15 protein-coding genes are annotated in these 15,622 nt (G+C 72.4%); 13 read left to right on the forward strand and 2 right to left on the reverse strand.

The features are described from left to right. Positions 1–5 precede the first annotated feature (5 nt). The 7 genes from V4F39_RS10340 (at position 6) to V4F39_RS10370 (ending at position 5,639) form a co-directional block, all read left to right on the forward strand. Positions 6–1,187, forward strand: a complete 1,182-nt coding sequence (locus V4F39_RS10340) for an acetyl-CoA C-acyltransferase (RefSeq protein ID WP_332289277.1) — start codon at positions 6–8, stop codon at positions 1,185–1,187. Continuing rightward, the gene (locus V4F39_RS10345; RefSeq protein WP_332289278.1) at positions 1,184–1,846 is read left to right on the forward strand and encodes a LysE family translocator; all 663 of its coding nucleotides are present in this window, start codon (positions 1,184–1,186) and stop codon (positions 1,844–1,846) included. Before V4F39_RS10340 ends, V4F39_RS10345 begins: the two co-directional genes overlap by 4 nt. Then, entirely contained in the window at positions 1,843–2,508 is a 666-nt protein-coding gene (locus tag V4F39_RS10350; protein WP_332289279.1) for an SDR family oxidoreductase, read from the forward strand. The genes V4F39_RS10345 and V4F39_RS10350 overlap by 4 nt, the downstream gene beginning before the upstream one ends. Before the next feature lie 30 nt (positions 2,509–2,538). Beyond that, a complete protein-coding gene (locus V4F39_RS10355; protein WP_332289280.1) occupies positions 2,539–3,669 on the forward strand; it encodes an acyl-CoA dehydrogenase family protein in 1,131 nt (376 codons plus the stop codon). An 87-nt stretch (positions 3,670–3,756) separates the two neighbouring features. Beyond that, on the forward strand, positions 3,757–4,359 hold the full coding sequence (locus V4F39_RS10360; protein WP_332289281.1) for a 2-hydroxychromene-2-carboxylate isomerase: 603 nt from the start codon (positions 3,757–3,759) through the stop codon (positions 4,357–4,359). A 135-nt stretch (positions 4,360–4,494) separates the two neighbouring features. Next, positions 4,495–5,088: a DinB family protein gene (locus tag V4F39_RS10365; protein WP_332289283.1), complete on the forward strand. Its 594-nt coding sequence runs from the start codon at positions 4,495–4,497 to the stop codon at positions 5,086–5,088. A gap of 71 nt (positions 5,089–5,159) precedes the next feature. Next, entirely contained in the window at positions 5,160–5,639 is a 480-nt protein-coding gene (locus V4F39_RS10370) for a CreA family protein (RefSeq protein ID WP_332289285.1), read from the forward strand. On the opposite strand, the gene V4F39_RS10375 is transcribed toward V4F39_RS10370, so the two are convergent. Next, complete coding sequence (locus tag V4F39_RS10375) at positions 5,632–6,393, reverse strand: class I SAM-dependent methyltransferase (RefSeq protein WP_332289286.1); 762 nt, start codon at positions 6,391–6,393, stop codon at positions 5,632–5,634. The genes V4F39_RS10370 and V4F39_RS10375 overlap by 8 nt on opposite strands. A gap of 90 nt (positions 6,394–6,483) precedes the next feature. On the opposite strand from V4F39_RS10375, the gene V4F39_RS10380 reads away from it, so the two are divergent. The 5 genes from V4F39_RS10380 to V4F39_RS10400 are packed head-to-tail and all read left to right on the forward strand — an operon-like array spanning position 6,484 to position 9,349. Beyond that, complete coding sequence (locus V4F39_RS10380; protein ID WP_332289287.1) at positions 6,484–7,281, forward strand: MmyB family transcriptional regulator; 798 nt, start codon at positions 6,484–6,486, stop codon at positions 7,279–7,281. 30 nt (positions 7,282–7,311) lie between these two features. Next, on the forward strand, positions 7,312–7,914 hold the full coding sequence (locus V4F39_RS10385; RefSeq protein WP_332289288.1) for a DUF4126 domain-containing protein: 603 nt from the start codon (positions 7,312–7,314) through the stop codon (positions 7,912–7,914). A gap of 44 nt (positions 7,915–7,958) precedes the next feature. Beyond that, positions 7,959–8,486, forward strand: coding sequence for a YbaK/EbsC family protein (locus V4F39_RS10390; RefSeq protein WP_332289289.1), 528 nt, complete (start codon positions 7,959–7,961; stop codon positions 8,484–8,486). Further along, a complete protein-coding gene (locus V4F39_RS10395) occupies positions 8,483–8,686 on the forward strand; it encodes a DUF1289 domain-containing protein (protein WP_332289290.1) in 204 nt (67 codons plus the stop codon). Before V4F39_RS10390 ends, V4F39_RS10395 begins: the two co-directional genes overlap by 4 nt. Before the next feature lie 21 nt (positions 8,687–8,707). Then, positions 8,708–9,349: a 2-hydroxychromene-2-carboxylate isomerase gene (locus V4F39_RS10400; RefSeq protein ID WP_332289291.1), complete on the forward strand. Its 642-nt coding sequence runs from the start codon at positions 8,708–8,710 to the stop codon at positions 9,347–9,349. A 99-nt stretch (positions 9,350–9,448) separates the two neighbouring features. Here V4F39_RS10400 and V4F39_RS10405 read toward each other — a convergent pair whose 3' ends face one another. After that, a complete protein-coding gene (locus tag V4F39_RS10405; protein ID WP_332289292.1) occupies positions 9,449–13,711 on the reverse strand; it encodes a DEAD/DEAH box helicase in 4,263 nt (1,420 codons plus the stop codon). Between the two features lie 197 nt (positions 13,712–13,908). Here V4F39_RS10405 and V4F39_RS10410 point away from each other — a divergent pair, with 197 nt between their 5' ends. After that, positions 13,909–15,612 carry an MFS transporter gene (locus tag V4F39_RS10410; protein ID WP_332289293.1) on the forward strand — a complete coding sequence of 568 codons (1,704 nt, stop codon included), beginning with the start codon at positions 13,909–13,911 and terminating at the stop codon, positions 15,610–15,612. Positions 15,613–15,622 lie beyond the last annotated feature (10 nt).

Here is a 15,622-nt window from a genome sequence, read left to right on the forward strand (position 1 = left end):
CGACCATGAGCCACGATCCCATCGTCATCGTCTCCGCCGCCCGCACGCCGATCGGCGGCCTGCTGGGCGACTTCGCCGCGCTGTCTGCCTGGGAACTGGGCGCCGTCGCGATCCAGGCCGCGGTCGAGCGCGCCGGCGTGCCGGGCGACGCCGTCGACGAGGTGCTGTTCGGCAACTGCCTGATGGCCGGCCAGGGCCAGGCGCCCGCGCGCCAGGCCGCTCGCAAGGCGGGCCTGCCCGATGCCGCCGGTGCCGTCACGCTCAGCAAGATGTGCGGCTCCGGCATGCGCGCGCTGATGTTCGGCCACGACATGCTGGCCGCGGGCAGCGCCGAGGTGGTGGTGGCCGGCGGGATGGAGAGCATGACCAACGCGCCGCACCTGCTGTTCGCGCGCAAGGGCATCAAGTACGGCGCCTCCGCCGTGTACGACCACATGGCGATGGACGGCCTGGAAGACGCCTACGAGCGCGGCAAGGCGATGGGCGTGTTCGCCGAATCGTGCGCGGCCAAGTACCAGTTCACGCGCGAGGCGATGGACGCCTTCGCGATCGCCTCCACCGAACGCGCCAAGCGCGCCAACGAAGACGGCAGCTTCGACTGGGAGATCGCCCCGGTCACGCTGGCCGGCAAGGGCGGCGACGTGAAGGTGGCGCGCGACGAGCAGCCCTTCAAGGCCAAGCTCGACAAGATCCCGGGCCTGAAGCCCGCGTTCAAGAAGGACGGCACCATCACCGCCGCCACTTCGTCCAGCATTTCCGATGGCGCCGCGGCGCTGGTGCTGATGCGTGAGAGCGACGCCGTCCGCCGCGGCGCCAAGCCGCTGGCGCGCATCGTCGCGCACAGCGTGCACGCACAGGCGCCCGAGTGGTTCTCCACCGCGCCCGCCGGCGCGATCGAGAAGGTGCTGAAGAAGGCCGGCTGGCAGGCCGGCCAGGTCGACCTGTGGGAGGTGAACGAGGCCTTCGCCGCGGTGACGATGGCAGCCATGGCCGAGTTCAAGCTGCCGCACGAGATCGTCAACGTGCACGGCGGCGCGGTGGCGCTGGGCCATCCCATCGGCGCGTCGGGCGCGCGCATTGTCGTCACGCTGCTGGGCGCGCTGCGCAAGCAGGGCAAGCGGCGCGGCGTCGCATCGCTGTGCATCGGCGGCGGCGAAGCCACGGCGCTGGCGCTGGAGTTGCTGTGATCGCTGCGCTGGGCATCCACGACCTGTGGCTCTTCATGGCCACGGTGTTCGTGCTCAACGCGACGCCCGGCGTCGACATGGTGCTCACCGTCAGCCGCACGCTGCAGCACGGCGCGCGCGGCGGGCTGCTCGCGGCGGCAGGCATCGTCGCCGGTTGCGCGGTGCACGCGGTGGCCGCGGCGTTCGGGTTGGCGGCGGTGCTCGGCGGGTCGGCGGCGGCGTTCTCGGTCGTCAAGTGGATCGGCGCGGCGTACCTGGCCTGGCTGGCGGTCGGCATGCTGCGGGCATCGCTGCAGCGCGTCGACGCCGATGGGGCCCACACGGCCGTGGCGCCCGTTGCCGCGGCCTCGGCGACCGGCGCGCACCTGTTCCGCCAGGGCTTGCTGAGCAACGTGCTGAACCCGAAGGTGGCGCTCTTCTTCCTGGCGCTGCTGCCGCAGTTCATCGCCGCCGGCTCGGCGCACAAGACGCTGGCCTTCCTGTGCCTCGGCGGCGTGGTGCTGCTGCAGTCGGCGCTCTTCCTGCTGGCGCTGGTCGCGCTGGCGTCGCGGCTGCGCAGCGCCCGGCCCCGGCCGGTCGTGCGGCGCGGCCTGCAGGGCGTGGGCGGCGTGCTGTTCCTGGGCCTGGCGGCCCGATTGGCCTTGACGGAGAAACCATGAAGATCCTGATCATCGGCGCCTCGCGCGGCGTGGGCCGCGAGCTGGTGCGGCAATGCCTGGCCGCGGGCGACCAGGTCACCGCCACCGCGCGGCGCCCGCAAGACGTGGCCGCGCTGCAGCAGGCCGGCGCGCAGGCGTTTGCGCTCGACGTGGCCGATGCCACCAGCGCCGCGGGCCTGGCCTGGCGCATCGACGGCGCGGGCTTCGACCAGGTGTGGCTGGTGGCCGGCGTCTACGGCCCGCGCACGCAGGGGCTCGAGTCGCCGAGCGAAGCCGATTTCGACGCCGTGATGCACACCAACGTGCTGGGCGCGATGCGCGTGCTGCCGCAGCTGGCCGACGCGCTGGCGCCCGGCGCGCGCGTGGCGGTGCTGTCGTCGCGCATGGGCTCCATCGGCTCGCGCACCGCCACCGCAGGCTGGCTGTACCGTGCCTCCAAGGCGGCGCTCAATTCGGTGCTGAAGGACGTGTCGCTGGCCTGGGCCGGCCATGCCACCTGCGTGGCGCTGCACCCGGGCTGGGTGCAGACCGAGATGGGCGGCGCGCAGGCCGACCTGACGCCCGAGCGCAGCGCCGCCGACCTGCGCCGCACCGTCGGTGCGCTGAAGCCCGAACAGAGCGGCGGCTTCTTCGACCACGACGGCACACCGATCGCGTGGTGAGCTGACCCTAACGATCCGGAGACGAGACCCATGCTGCTGTCGGAAGACCACCGCGCCGTGCAGGACGCCGTGCGCGCCTACGTGCAGGACCGCATCGCGCCGCAGGCCGCGCAGTGGGACAAGGCGCACCACTTTCCCGCGGCCGAACTGCGCGGCCTGGCCGAGCTGGGCTGTTACGGCGTGGCGGTGCCGCCGGAGTACGGCGGCGCGGGGCTCGACTACCTGGCGCTGGCCATCATCCTCGAAGAGATCGGCGCGGGCGACGGCGGCACGTCCACCGTGGTCAGCGTCAACAACTGCCCGGTCTGTTCGCTGCTGCTGGCGTGGGCGAGCGAGGCGCAGAAGCAGCAGTGGCTGAAGCCGCTGGCCAGCGGCGAGATGCTGGGTGCCTTCTGCCTGACCGAGCCGCACGTCGGCTCGCAGGCCGACGGGCTGCGCACCACCGCCGTGCGCGACGGCGACCATTACGTGATCAACGGGGTCAAGCAGTTCATCACCAGCGGCCAGCACGGCGACGTGGCCATCGTGATGGCCGTGACCGACAAGGCTGCCGGGAAGAAGGGCATCAGCGCCTTCATCGTGCCGACAAACACGCCCGGCTACACCGTCGCGCGGCTGGAGGACAAGCTCGGCCAGCACAGCAGCGACACCGCGCAGATCCTGTTCGAGCACTGCCGCGTGCCGGCGGCGAACCGCATCGGCGACGAAGGCCAGGGCCTGAAGATCGCGCTGTCGGGCCTGGAGGGCGGGCGCATCGGCATCGCCTCGCAGAGCGTCGGCATGGCGCGCGCGGCGTTCGAGGTGGCGCTGGCCTACAGCAAGGAGCGCGTGGCCTTCGGCCAGCCGATCTTCGAGCACCAGGCGGTGCAGTTCCGGCTGGCCGACATGGCCACGCAGATCGAGGCCGCGCGCCAGCTGATCTGGCATGCCGCGAGCCTGAAGGACGCCGGCCAGCCCTGCCTGAAGGAAGCCGCGATGGCCAAGCTCTTCGCCAGCGAGATGGCCGAGCGCGTGTGCAGCGCGGCCCTCCAGACGCTGGGCGGCTACGGCTACGTGAGCGACTTCCCGCTGGAGCGCATCTACCGCGACGTGCGTGTCACGCAGATCTACGAAGGCACGTCGGACGTGCAGAAGATCCTGATCGGGCGTGCGTTGGGCTGAGCAAGGCGCGGCCCGCGGCCGCGGGCCGGATCGCCAGGGATTTTGCGGGGGCGCATCGCCAGCCCTGCGTGATACGGTGAATCCACCATGCAGTCACCGGTCTCCTTCTATTTCGACTTCTCGTCGCCGTATTCGTACATCGCCTCCGAGTGGATCGAGGCGCTGGCCGCGCGCCATGGGCGCACGGTGCGCTGGCAGGCCATCCTGCTCGGTGCCACCTTCCAGGCGACGGGGCTGCGGCCGCCGGTCGACTTTCCGCTGAAGCGCGAGTACGCCCTGCGTGATTTCGCGCGTTCGGCGCGGCTGGAAGGCATCCCGTACCAGCAGCCGGTGCCGTTCCCGATCGCGACGCAGAACGCGGCGCGCATCTTCTGGTGGCTGCATGCGCAGGATGCCGATCGCGCCACCGCGTGGGCGCATGCCGCGCTGCGGGCCTACTTCACCGGCGGCGTGCGGCTCGACGACGCCGCGGCGTTGCGCAAGCTGGCCGAACGTGCCGGCATCGATGCCAACGACGCGGAGGCGGCCTGGGCCGATCCGCAGTGGAAGCTGCGGCTCAAGCAGGCGAACGAGGAGGCGCTGGCCGCCGGCGTGTTCGGCGCGCCCTGGTTCGTGGTGGACGGCGAGCCGTTCTGGGGCAACGACCGCAAGCCGCAGGTCGAGCGCTGGCTGGCCGGTGACCGCTTTTGATGACCCACCCCCGCAGCGCCTTCGGCGCACCCCCTCAAGGGGGCGCAACCAGCGGCCCGGCGGAGCCGGTTCCGCGGTTGCTGCCTGATCTCGTTCGCGCATCCGACGTCCCGCAGAGCATGAGGAGGCGCTGACATGACATTGGTTGGGTACTTGTCTATCCAGGCGCACGCCAACCGGTTGGCGAACCTGCGGCTGCACGAGGCGATGAAGGTGCTTGACCGCTCGGCCTTCCACGCGCCGCGCGTCGGCTTCTTCCCCAGCCTGGCCGCCACGCTGAACCACCTGCTGGCCGTGGACCTGTACTACCTCGGTGCGCTGCATGGCGAGCCGGAGGGCGCGGCGGTCTTCCATCGCTTCGTGCCCGCCGATACGGTGGCCGAACTGCAGCAGCGCCAGGCGGCCAGCGACGCGCGGCTCGTCGCCTTCTGCGACCGGCTCGACGAAGCGGGCTGCGATGCCGAGGTGGTGATGGACCGCGGCGACCGCGTGCAGCGCGACCGCACGGGGCACGTGCTGGCGCACCTCTTCATGCACCAGACCCACCACCGCGGCCAGGCGCACGCGATGCTTTCGGGCACCGCCGTCGCGCCACCGCAGCTCGATGAATTCCTCCTGCCCAGCGAAGCCCACCTGCGGGTGCCCGAGATGCGGGCGATGGGTTGGCGCGAGGAGGCCGTCTACGCACCGGCACCCTGGGCCGGATCGTCGCCGAAACACGCACCGTAGACCGCCTCCCGCGCAGGCGTGCCGCGCGACTCGTTAAGCTGCATGCACCCGATCGCCGAGGAACGATTCCGATGCTGCTCCGACCCGCTGCCGCCGTGCTGGCCGCCGCCTGCCTGTTTTCCAGCGCCACCGTGCACGCCGAGCCGGTGGGCGAGGTGGACACGGTCTTCAAATGGATCGGCCCCGACCACAAGATCGTGGTCGACGCCTACGACGATCCCGGCGTCGTCGGGGTCACCTGCTATGTGTCGCGCGCCAAGACAGGCGGCGTGAAGGGTGCGCTGGGCCTGGCGGAAGACAAGGCCGAGGCCTCGATCGCCTGCCGCCAGACGGGGCCCATCAGCTTCCCGAAGCCGATCCCGCAGCAACAGGAAATGTTCAGCGAGCGCATCTCCCTCGTCTTCAAGAAGCTGCGCGTGGTGCGCATGGTCGACAAGGCGCGCAACACGCTGGTCTACCTGACCTACTCCGACCGCGTGATCGAAGGCTCGCCGCAGAACAGCGTGACCGCCGTGCCGGTGGATCGCGGCACGGTGATCCCCGTCAAGTAGCCAGCAGCAGGCCGGTGGTGGCGGTGAACGAGCCGTCGCCCTCGATGCGTAACGCGGCCTTCACCTCCGCCGGCGCCTCGCGCTGCAGCGTGCGGATCACCTCGGCCTTCGCGGCCGGCGTGCGCATGCGTTCGATCCACGTCGTGAACTGCAGGCGCAGCGGCCAGCGGGCTTCGTGCGCGAGCGTGAAGCCTTCGGCGGCGAGCAGGGCGCGCCATTGCGCCAGGTCGCGGTTGCGCACGTGCGAGGCGTCGCGCAGCAGCTCGATCGCCTGCAGGTGCGTATCCACCAGCGGTTCGTCGGCCCCCATGACGTCGATCACCAGCAGCCAGCCCCCGGGCTTCAGCACGCGCCGCATCTCCTGCAGCGCGGCCGGCAGGTCGGGCCAGTGGTGGGCGCTGTAGCGGGTGGCGACCGCGTCGAAGTGCCGGTCGTCGAAAGGCAGCCGCGTGGCGCTGCCGGCCTGCGTCCGCACCTGGTGCAGGCCGCGCTGCGCGGCCGCGCCGGCGACGGTCTCCAGCATGCCCGGCGCGGGGTCGAGCGCCACGACGCTGCCGGCCAGCGGTGCCAGCGCGAAGCTCAGGTGGCCGGCGCCGCAGCCCACGTCGAGCACGCGGGCGCCCGGCGGCAGGCGGGCCTGCAGCAGGCGACGGGCGGCGTCCAGGTCGGGCCCCTGGGCATGGACGGCGGAATGCAGGTAGGCGCTGGCCTGCGGATCGAACTGCTGGCGCACCTGTTCGGCGTGATCGGTCATCGGCGACTCCGGGTTTGACATCGGGACCGCAACTTACCGGGCCGCGCAAGGTGGTACAAGAGGGCTGCTGATCCTGGTATATCGACCACCATGAAGACACCGTCCGAAGCATCGCTGAAGCTGGCCGCCTTCCTGCGGGCCGGCCGCGAGCGGCTGAAGCCCGACGAGGTCGGCCTGCCGGCCGGCGGGCGCCGCCGCGCGGCCGGGCTGCGGCGCGAGGAGGTGGCGCAGCTCGCCGGCATCAGCACCACCTGGTACACCTGGATCGAGCAGGGCCGCACCGTCGCCGTGTCGGCGCGGGCGCTGGGCGCGCTGGCGGGTGCGCTGAAGCTGTCGCGCGCCGAACGGGCCTACCTCTTCGAGCTGGCCGCGCTGGCCGACCCCGGCCGCCCGGCCGCCGACGGGGACGGCGGCGCACTGCAGCAGCCCGCGCTGCAGCCGCTGGTGCAGGCCGTCCGCACGCCAGCCTACGTGCTCGATCGCCACTGGGACGCGCTGGCCTGGAACCGGCCCGCGGCGCGGCTCTTCGGCGGCTGGCTCGGGGCACGGCCGATGACGGAGCGCAACCTGCTGCGCTACGTGTTCCTCGCACCGCAGGCCCGCACGTTCATCGCCGACTGGGCGGAGCGCGCGCAGCGCCTGGTGGCCGAGTACCGCGCCGACACCGCAGGCGAGCGCGACGACCCCGCCGGCCGGGCGCTGGTGGGCGGGTTGTGCAGCGAATCGCCCGCGTTCGATGCGGCGTGGCGCTCGCAGCGCGTGCTGGCGCGCGAGGGCGGTGCGCGCCGCTTCCACCACCCGCGCGACGGCCTGCTCGCCTATGAGCAGTTCACGCTGCGGCTGGCGCAGCACGCGGCGCTGAAGCTCATCGTGCTGGTGCCGGCGTAGGGCACGCCGCCAAGCTGGCAAGATCACGCGATGGATCTCGACACCACGCAACTCATCGCCCTGGCGGCCGCGCTCGGCTGGGCCAGCGGGCTGCGCCTCTATGCGGTGGTCTTCCTCACCGGCCTGGCCGGCTGGCTGGGCTGGGTGCAGCTGCCCAGCGGCCTGCACGTGCTGCAGGCGCCGGCGATGCTCTGGGCGAGCGGCGGGCTGCTGGTCGTGGAGTTCCTGGCCGACAAGGTGCCCTGGGTCGATTCGGCCTGGGACATGGTCCACACGGTGATCCGCATCCCCGCCGGCGCGGCACTGGCCTACGGCGTGTTCGGCGGCGACGAGGCCACCTGGGCCGCCGTCGCGGCGCTGCTGGGCGGCTCGCTGGCCGCCACCGCGCATGCGGCCAAGGCCGCGACGCGCGCCGCGGTCAACACGGTGCCGGAGCCGTTCTCCAACATCGGGCTGTCGCTGCTGGGCGACGCCTTCGTGCCGGCGATGCTGTGGCTGTCGCTGAACCAGCCGGTGCTGTTCTTCGCCGGGCTCGCGCTGTCGCTGGTGGTGATGGTGGTGCTGATCGTGCTGCTGTGGCGCTTCCTGCGCGGGCTCGGGCAGCGGCTGCGCCGGCACTGGCAGCCCGCGTGACCGCCGGCCCGGCCGGCTCCTTCTCCTCCCCTGATGCTTCCCGCATGAATGCACCCGATCCTTCTCCTGCACTGGCCGACGGCGCCGTTTTGTCCGAGGGCTTCGCCCGCGTGGGCGCGCTGCTGACGCAGCTCGGCCATCCGCACCCGCCGCGCTGGCTGGCCGTGGCGGCGCGCACGTCGCAGGAGGCCGCCGAGGCGCTGGGCATCGAGGTCGGCCAGGTGGCCAAGAGCGTGGTCTTCCGGCGCAAGGCCGACGGCGCCGCGGTGCTGGTGGTGGCCTCGGGCGACCGGCGCGTCGACGAGAAGAAGGTGGCCGCGCTGGTCGGGGCCATCGGCCGCGCCGATGCGGCCTTCGTCAAGGAGCGCACCGGCTTCTCGATCGGCGGCGTGTCGCCGGTCGGCCACGTCGACAAGCCCGTCACGCTGATCGACCGCGAGCTGTTCCGCTTCGGCGAGGTGTGGGCCGCGGCCGGCCACCCGAACGGCGTGTTCATGTTGAGCCCGCAGCAGCTGGAGGCGCTGACGGGCGCGCCGGTGGCCGACGTGGTGCAGCCGCCGCCCGCCGCATGACCGCGTCGCCCTGCACCGGCGTGTGCCGCCTGCACGAGGCCACCGGCTGGTGCCTGGGCTGCGGGCGCACGATCGCGGAGATCGCGGCCTGGTCGACGCTCGACGACGACGGCAAGCGTGGGGTGTGGGCGCTGCTGCCCGGCCGGCTCGCGCAGCTGCCGCCGCCTTCCCTGCCGCCTTCCCTGCCGCCTGCACGGTAGACCTGCGAGGAGCCCTGGCCCATGAAGCAGATCCGTTTCTGGTTCGACGTGGTGTCGCCCTATACCTACCTGGCATTCGAGCGGCTGCCGCAGGCGCTGGAAGGCCAGTCCTACGTGGTCGAGTACCGCCCGGTGCTGCTGGGTGCGCTGCTGCGGCACTGGGGCCAGCTCGGCCCGGCCGAGATCGGCCCCAAGCGCGACTGGACCTACCGCCAGGTGCACTGGCTCGCACACCAGCTCGGCGTGCCGCTGCAGATGCCGGCCCAGCATCCGTTCAACCCGCTGGCGCTGCAGCGCCTGGCGCTGGCCTGCGCGGCCCCGGGGGGCGCGCCGAACCGCCGGGTCGTCGAAGCGCTGTTGGGGCACGTGTGGATCGGCGGCGCCGATGCCAACGATCCACAGCGGCTGGCCGAACTGGCGGCGTCTTTGGCGCCTGCGCGCGACCCGTCCGGCGCCGACGTCAAGGACGAGCTGCGCCTGGCCACCCAGGCCGCCATCGAACATGGCGTGTTCGGCGTGCCGGCCTTCGAGCTGGAAGGCCGCCTCTTCTGGGGCCTGGATGCCTTGCCGATGCTGGCGGCCGCGCTGCGCGGCGATCCATGGTTCGAGGGGACTTGGGACGCCGCGGCCGCGCCCAGGCCAGGCGTGCGGCGGCCGGCCTGAGCCCGCGGGCCGGTGCCGGCCAAGGCACCCGGTTGCCGAGCCGCCGCCCCGGCACGCAATCTGCGACGGCGGAAAACGGACGCCGGCGCGCAGGCGCGCTCAGCCCAGCAGCAGCGAGCGCAGCTCCTCCGCGCCGATCGGCCGGCCCTGGTCCTGGCCTTCGAGCAGGCCGTCGGCCAGCCCGCGCTTGTCGCGGTGCAGCGCGACGATACGCTCCTCGACCGAGCCGGCCGTCACCAGCCGGTAGACGGTGACGGGCCGCTGCTGGCCGATGCGGTGCGCGCGGCCCATCGCCTGGTCCTCGGCGGCCGGGTTCCACCACGGGTCGACGATCAGCACGTAGTCGGCCATCGTCAGGTTGAGGCCGAAGCCGCCGGCCTTCAGGCTGATGAGGAACAGCTCGCCCTCGCCGCGCTGGAAGGCTGCCACGCGCCGGGCGCGCTCGGGTGCCGGGGTGCTGCCGTCGAGGTACTGGTAGGCGATGCCGGCCTCGTCGAGCCGCTCGGCCAGCAGCTTCAGGAAGTCGGTGAACTGGCTGAAGACGAGTGCCTTGTGCTGGCCGGCCACCAGTTCCCGCACGAGCTGCTCGAACGCCTGCGCCTTGCTGCCGACCAGGCCCAGCTCGGGCGACACCAGCCGCGGGTCGCAGGCCGCGCGACGCAGGCGCGTCAGCTCGGCCAGCACGTGGAACGAGGCCTCGGGGTGGCCTTCGGCCGCCAGCGCACCCACGCGCTGCACCGCGTTGCGGCGCAGCGCTTCGAGGAAGGCGCGCTCCTCCTCGGTGGGCTCGACGTGGTGGACGATCTCGGTGCGCGGCGGCAGGTCGGTCAGCACCTGGGCCTTGGTGCGGCGCAGCAGGAAGGGCGACACCAGCCGCTTCAGGCGCACGCGCGCGGCGTGGTCCTGCTGGCGCTCGATCGGGCCGCCGAAGCGCTCGCCGAACTGCGTGGCGGTGCCGAGCAGCCCGGGGTTCAGCACGTTCATGATCGACCACAGGTCGGCCAGGCGGTTCTCCACCGGGGTGCCGGTGAGCGCGAGGCGGAAGCCCGCGCGCAGCTCGCCGACGGACTTCGCGCGCTTGGTGGCGGCGTTCTTCACCGCCTGCGCCTCGTCGAGCACCAGCGTGGCCCACTGGCGGCGTGCGAAGCGCTCGTTGTCGATCTGCGCCAGCGCATAGGACGCGACCACCACGTCGCCGGGGCCGGCCCGGTCGATCGCCTCGTCACGCGTGGCCTCGTTGCCGGGGTCGCCGTACAGCAGCACCCGCAGGCCCGGCGCGAAGGCCTGCGCCTCGGCGAGCCAGTTGGCGCCGAGCGAGGTGGGGGCGATCACCAGCGCCGGGCCGTCGGCCGCGCGCGCCAGCAGCAGGGCCAGCGTCTGCACCGTCTTGCCCAGGCCCATGTCGTCGGCCAGGCAGGCGCCCAGCCCGGCGTGCGCCAGCCGCGCCATCCAGGCGTAGCCCTCGGTCTGGTAGCCGCGCAGCTCGGCCTGCAGCCCACGGGGCAGCGCGGGCACGAGCGCGGCCGCGGCTTCCAGCGCATCGAGCCGTTCGCGCCAGGGGTTGTCGCCTTCGACCTGCATGCCGTCGAGCGTCGCCTCCAGCCAGGCCGCGCCCGCGGCGGGCAGGGTGAGGGCGCCCCCGCCGCCCTTGCGGCCCTTGGCCGACACGTCCGCCACCGCTGCCAGGTCGGCGAGCTGCTGCCGCAGCCGCTCGGTGAGGGCCAGGTAGTCGCCCTCGCCCAGCGCGACGAAGCGGCCCGTGCGCGCCTGCTGCGCCATCTGCAGCAGCTGCTGCAGGCCGACCACGCGGCCGTCGTCGAGCTGCAGCTCGCCTTCGATCGAGAACCAGTCGCGCCCGCTGGTCACGCGCACCTGCATCGCCGGGCTGGCGACGGAGGCCACGCGCAGCGGCCGGCCGCGGGGCCAGTCGAGCCCGGCGATGGCCGGCAGCGTGGGCAGCAGCTCCACGGCCTGCAGCGCGAGCTCCGGCGTGTCCAGCAGCCAGCCGGCATCGCCGGCCTCGCTGCCGTCGAGGAAGGGCAGGGCGTCGAGGACGCTGCGCAGGTGCTCGCGCTCGACGGCCAGGTGGCGGCGCGTGGCGAGGCTCAGGCCCTCGTGCATCGTCATCAGCCGCTCGCGGCCGACGCCGGGCGTCACCGCGGGGCCGAAGCTGCCGAAGGGCATGGCCACCAGCCGCAGCTGCAGCGCATCGCCCACCGGCACGAACTGCGCGCGCAGCCGGCTCTCGCCGGCCACCTCCTGGCCGCCGGCGGCATCGCTGTGCAGCTGGAAGTGGCCCGACAGCACCTTCAGCGCCGCGTCGAGCTCGGCCTGGGCATCGACCGGCACGGCCCAGTCCTGCGACACCAGCTCGGCGACGCGCCGCTGGGCCGCGGTGATGCGGATCAGGCGTGCGCGGTCGGGCGCGTCGCGCACGATGCGCAGGCTGTTGCGGCGCTCGATCTCGGCGCTGCGCTCCTCGGCATACAGGTAGCCGTTGGGCAGCGAGGGCGGCGTGGCGGCTTGCAGCGGCGGATCGATGCGGAACACAAAATGCGCCCCGCCCGGCCCCTCCCGCCGCGCGACCTCGATCTGCGGCAGCGCCTCGGTCAGCTCGACCCGCTGGCCCGGCGCGTCGTCGAACTCGACGTCCGGATGGCGCACCAGCGCCTGCACCGCGGCGGTCACGTCGATCGTGAGCTGCCGCGCCGACCAGCGTGCGCGCTCGATGCTGCGCGCCACGGCAGCGTCGCGGGCATCGAGGCGGGCGCTGGCCTTCAGCTTCGCCAGCGTGACCGCCTTGGGCTTGCCCCGCGCGCTGGCCGGGCGCTCGAAGGGCTGCACGTCCGACACCCGGCCCTCGCCGTCGAGCGTGACTCGCCACAGCAGCGAGGCCTGCGTGGGCGGGGCCGATGCCCCCGCCTTGCCCTCGCCGCCGAGCGCGGCGATCGCGGCCAGCGCGTCGCGCCAGGCTTCGCGCGGGGTGGACAGGAACGGGGCCGGCGCCGCGCCTTCGCCGGCGCCCGGCGGCGGCACGCTGAAGCCGTGGCGCTCGCAGGCCTCGCGCGCCAGCGCGGCCATCCAGTGCTGCTGCATCGACTCGAGGCCGGCGATGAGGTGGGCGGCGCGCAGGTCGGTCCAGGTGTCCGGGCGCACGCCCAGCCAGGCCGACAGCAGCAGCTGGCTGCCCTGGTAGAGGAAGGCCGCGGGCTGCAGCGCCATGTGGCCCTGGAATGCGAAGGCGCCGGGATCGAGCGGCTGGTCGCCCAGGCGCACCGCCGCCGCATGGGCCCACAGGCCCCAGAACTGGTGCACCGGCGGGGTGCGCGAGCCCGATTCGCCGATCGCGAACTTGCGGGCCGCCGTCCACCCGGCGGCGTCCGGCTGGGCCAGCAGCGCGAGCGCGAGCGGCCACGCCAGGCCGGTGGACAGGATGGACTGGCGACGGCCGCTGGCTTTCTGGATCGCCTTGAGGGCGGCCGATGCGGCGGCCGAGCCTTCGCTCCACCGCCCTGCGTGCACGAGCGGCAGCGCCTGGAACAGATCGATCAGCGGACCCTTCAGTCCGTCGAGCGCGCTGCGCAGGCCGTCGGGATCGCCGCGGTGCAGCCGCCGCTCGGCGAGGGCGCAGCGCACGGCCGGCGGCAGCGCTTGCGGCGCCTCGCGCAGCCAGCGGTCCAGTGCGTCGAGCAGTGCCGGCGGGGCGGTGAGGGCGCCCAGCGCCGACAGCGCCTTCGCACTGACCGCAGCCCGCAGCTCCTTCGGCAGGCGGTCGAACAGCGCCGGCATGAACGGCTCGGTCAGCGCCTGCACCAGGGTGTCGGCGCTGCCGGCTTCGGCGAGCGGGCCTTCTAACAGGCGCTGGTACTCGGCCAGGTCGATGCCGCTGAACAGCACCAGCCGGTGCACGCCGACACGGTCGCCGTGCGTGGGCAGGTAGACCCAGGCCGGCTCGTGGCCCCGCACGCCGCTGGCCGAGCCGGCCGAGGCCACCCATCGCCAGTAGCCGGGCGCCTCGGGCCGCTGCATCAGCGCGACGAACCGCGCCTGCGCCGCGGGATCCGGCACCACCTCGAAGCCGATGCCCTCGACGCGCCGCACCCGCTGGGCCTGCAAGAGGCGGTCGAGCGCGAGCCCCACCTCGGGGGCCGTGAGTCGCTCGCCACGTTCGGTGGCATGCCCCATTTCGCGCAGCATCTGCACCACCCACGGCCGGCTGCGGCTGGAGCCGCCCAGGCAGAGCGCGTCGAAGACCGCCTCGAGGTCGCGTTCGCCAGGCTCGGCGGGGCCGGTGGCGATGGGCTCGCCGCGCAGGTTCACGAAGGCGGGCGGCCGGTTCGGTGGGGACTTGGAAGACGGCATGGCAGGGGCAGGAGGGGTGAAGTCCCGATCGGGCAAACCCGCGGGGATTGCATATCGAGAAACGAGACGTCAGGGTTGCCCCCGAGTTTGTCAGCTTGCGTTCAGCCAGGCGTCAGCCCGGGGTCAGCCAGCGATTTGACAGTGCTTTGCAAGCTCGGGCCGTCGACCCGGGCTCAACGCAGTAGGAGACAAACATCATGGCAGTGGCGGGAACATACGGCGGCAAGCCGGCAACCAACGCGCCGATGACGGCCGAGGAGAAGAAGGTCATCTTCGCCTCCTCGCTCGGCACGGTGTTCGAGTGGTACGACTTCTATCTCTACGGAGCGCTGGCGGCGATCATCGCCAGGCAGTTCTTCAGCGGCCTGGACCCGACCTCCGCGTTCATCTTCGCGCTGCTGGCCTTCGCGGCCGGCTTCCTGGTGCGGCCCTTCGGCGCGCTGGTGTTCGGCCGGCTGGGCGACATGATCGGGCGCAAGTACACCTTCCTGGTGACGATCCTGATCATGGGCCTGTCGACCTTCATCGTCGGCGTGCTGCCCACCTACGCGTCGATCGGCGTCGCCGCGCCGATCCTGCTGATCGCGCTGCGCATGCTGCAGGGCCTGGCGCTCGGCGGGGAGTACGGCGGTGCCGCCACCTACGTGGCCGAGCACGCGCCGCACGGCAAGCGCGGGGCGTACACCTCGTGGATCCAGACCACCGCGACGCTGGGCCTGTTCCTGTCGCTGATGGTGATCCTGGGCACCCGCACCATCCTCGGCGAGGAGGCCTTCGGCGCCTGGGGCTGGCGCATCCCGTTCCTGCTGTCGATCTTCCTGCTGGCCATCAGCGTGTGGATCCGGCTGTCGATGAACGAGTCGCCCGCCTTCAAGAAGATGAAGGAGGAGGGCAAGACCTCCAAGGCGCCGCTGTCCGAGTCGTTCGGCCAGTGGAAGAACCTGAAGATCGTGATCCTGGCGCTGATCGGCCTGACCGCCGGGCAGGCCGTGGTCTGGTACTCGGGGCAGTTCTACTCGCTGTTCTTCCTGACCGCGGTGCTCAAGGTCGACGGCGCCACCGCCAACATCCTGGTGGGTGTGGCGCTGCTGTTGGGCACGCCGTTCTTCGTGATCTTCGGCACCCTGTCGGACAAGATCGGCCGCAAGCCGATCATCATGGCGGGCCTGCTGCTCGCGGCGTTGACGTACTTCCCGCTGTTCAAGGCGCTGACGCAGGCCGCGAACCCGAAGCTGGCGGCCGCGCAGGCCTCGGCGCAGATCAACGTCACGGTCGACCCGTCGCAGTGCTCGTTCCAGGGCAGCCCCATCGCGCGCGAGATCGACTTCCGCAGCGGGTGCGACATCGCCAAGCGCACGCTGGCGCAGGCCTCGGCGAGCTACGAGACGGTCGAGCAGGCCGGCGCGCCGGCGCAGGTGACGATCGGCGACAAGGTGCTCGCGGTGCCCACCGGCACGCTGGCCCCGGGTGGCCACAAGTTCGACGAGGAGAGCACGAAGAACATCGCCGCCTTCAAGAAGGACGTCGCCGCGGCCATGACCGCCGCGGGCTACCCTGCCAAGGCCGATCCGATCCCGTTCGGTTCGACGCAATGGCTCACGGTGGTGGGCATCCTGTTCATCCTGGTGCTGTACGTGACCATGGTCTACGGCCCGATCGCGGCGATGCTGGTGGAGATGTTCCCCACGCGCATCCGCTACACCTCGATGAGCCTGCCGTACCACATCGGCAACGGCTGGTTCGGCGGGCTGCTGCCGTCGATCAGCTTCGCGATGGTGGCCCAGAACGGCAACATCTACCACGGCCTCTGGTACCCCATCGTCATCGCCGTGATCACGCTGGTGATCGGCTTGCTCTTCGTGCGCGAGACGAAGGACGTCGACATCTACGCCAACGACTGAAACGGCAAGG

This window comes from Aquincola agrisoli, assembly GCF_036621135.1.
Taxonomy (GTDB): Bacteria; Pseudomonadota; Gammaproteobacteria; order Burkholderiales; family Burkholderiaceae_C; genus Aquincola; species Aquincola agrisoli.

Excerpts from the sequence above, each read along its gene's own strand:
- V4F39_RS10340 (WP_332289277.1), top strand. The coding sequence starts at position 6 with ATGAGCCACGATCCCATCGTCATCGTCTCCGCCGCCCGCACGCCGATC.
- V4F39_RS10350 (WP_332289279.1), top strand. The coding sequence starts at position 1,843 with ATGAAGATCCTGATCATCGGCGCCTCGCGCGGCGTGGGCCGCGAGCTG.
- V4F39_RS10355 (WP_332289280.1), top strand. The coding sequence starts at position 2,539 with ATGCTGCTGTCGGAAGACCACCGCGCCGTGCAGGACGCCGTGCGCGCC.
- V4F39_RS10360 (WP_332289281.1), top strand. The coding sequence starts at position 3,757 with ATGCAGTCACCGGTCTCCTTCTATTTCGACTTCTCGTCGCCGTATTCG.
- V4F39_RS10365 (WP_332289283.1), top strand. The coding sequence starts at position 4,495 with ATGACATTGGTTGGGTACTTGTCTATCCAGGCGCACGCCAACCGGTTG.
- V4F39_RS10370 (WP_332289285.1), top strand. The coding sequence starts at position 5,160 with ATGCTGCTCCGACCCGCTGCCGCCGTGCTGGCCGCCGCCTGCCTGTTT.
- V4F39_RS10375 (WP_332289286.1), bottom strand. The coding sequence starts at position 6,393 with ATGACCGATCACGCCGAACAGGTGCGCCAGCAGTTCGATCCGCAGGCC.
- V4F39_RS10380 (WP_332289287.1), top strand. The coding sequence starts at position 6,484 with ATGAAGACACCGTCCGAAGCATCGCTGAAGCTGGCCGCCTTCCTGCGG.
- V4F39_RS10385 (WP_332289288.1), top strand. The coding sequence starts at position 7,312 with ATGGATCTCGACACCACGCAACTCATCGCCCTGGCGGCCGCGCTCGGC.
- V4F39_RS10390 (WP_332289289.1), top strand. The coding sequence starts at position 7,959 with ATGAATGCACCCGATCCTTCTCCTGCACTGGCCGACGGCGCCGTTTTG.
- V4F39_RS10395 (WP_332289290.1), top strand. The coding sequence starts at position 8,483 with ATGACCGCGTCGCCCTGCACCGGCGTGTGCCGCCTGCACGAGGCCACC.
- V4F39_RS10400 (WP_332289291.1), top strand. The coding sequence starts at position 8,708 with ATGAAGCAGATCCGTTTCTGGTTCGACGTGGTGTCGCCCTATACCTAC.
- V4F39_RS10405 (WP_332289292.1), bottom strand. The coding sequence starts at position 13,711 with ATGCCGTCTTCCAAGTCCCCACCGAACCGGCCGCCCGCCTTCGTGAAC.
- V4F39_RS10410 (WP_332289293.1), top strand. The coding sequence starts at position 13,909 with ATGGCAGTGGCGGGAACATACGGCGGCAAGCCGGCAACCAACGCGCCG.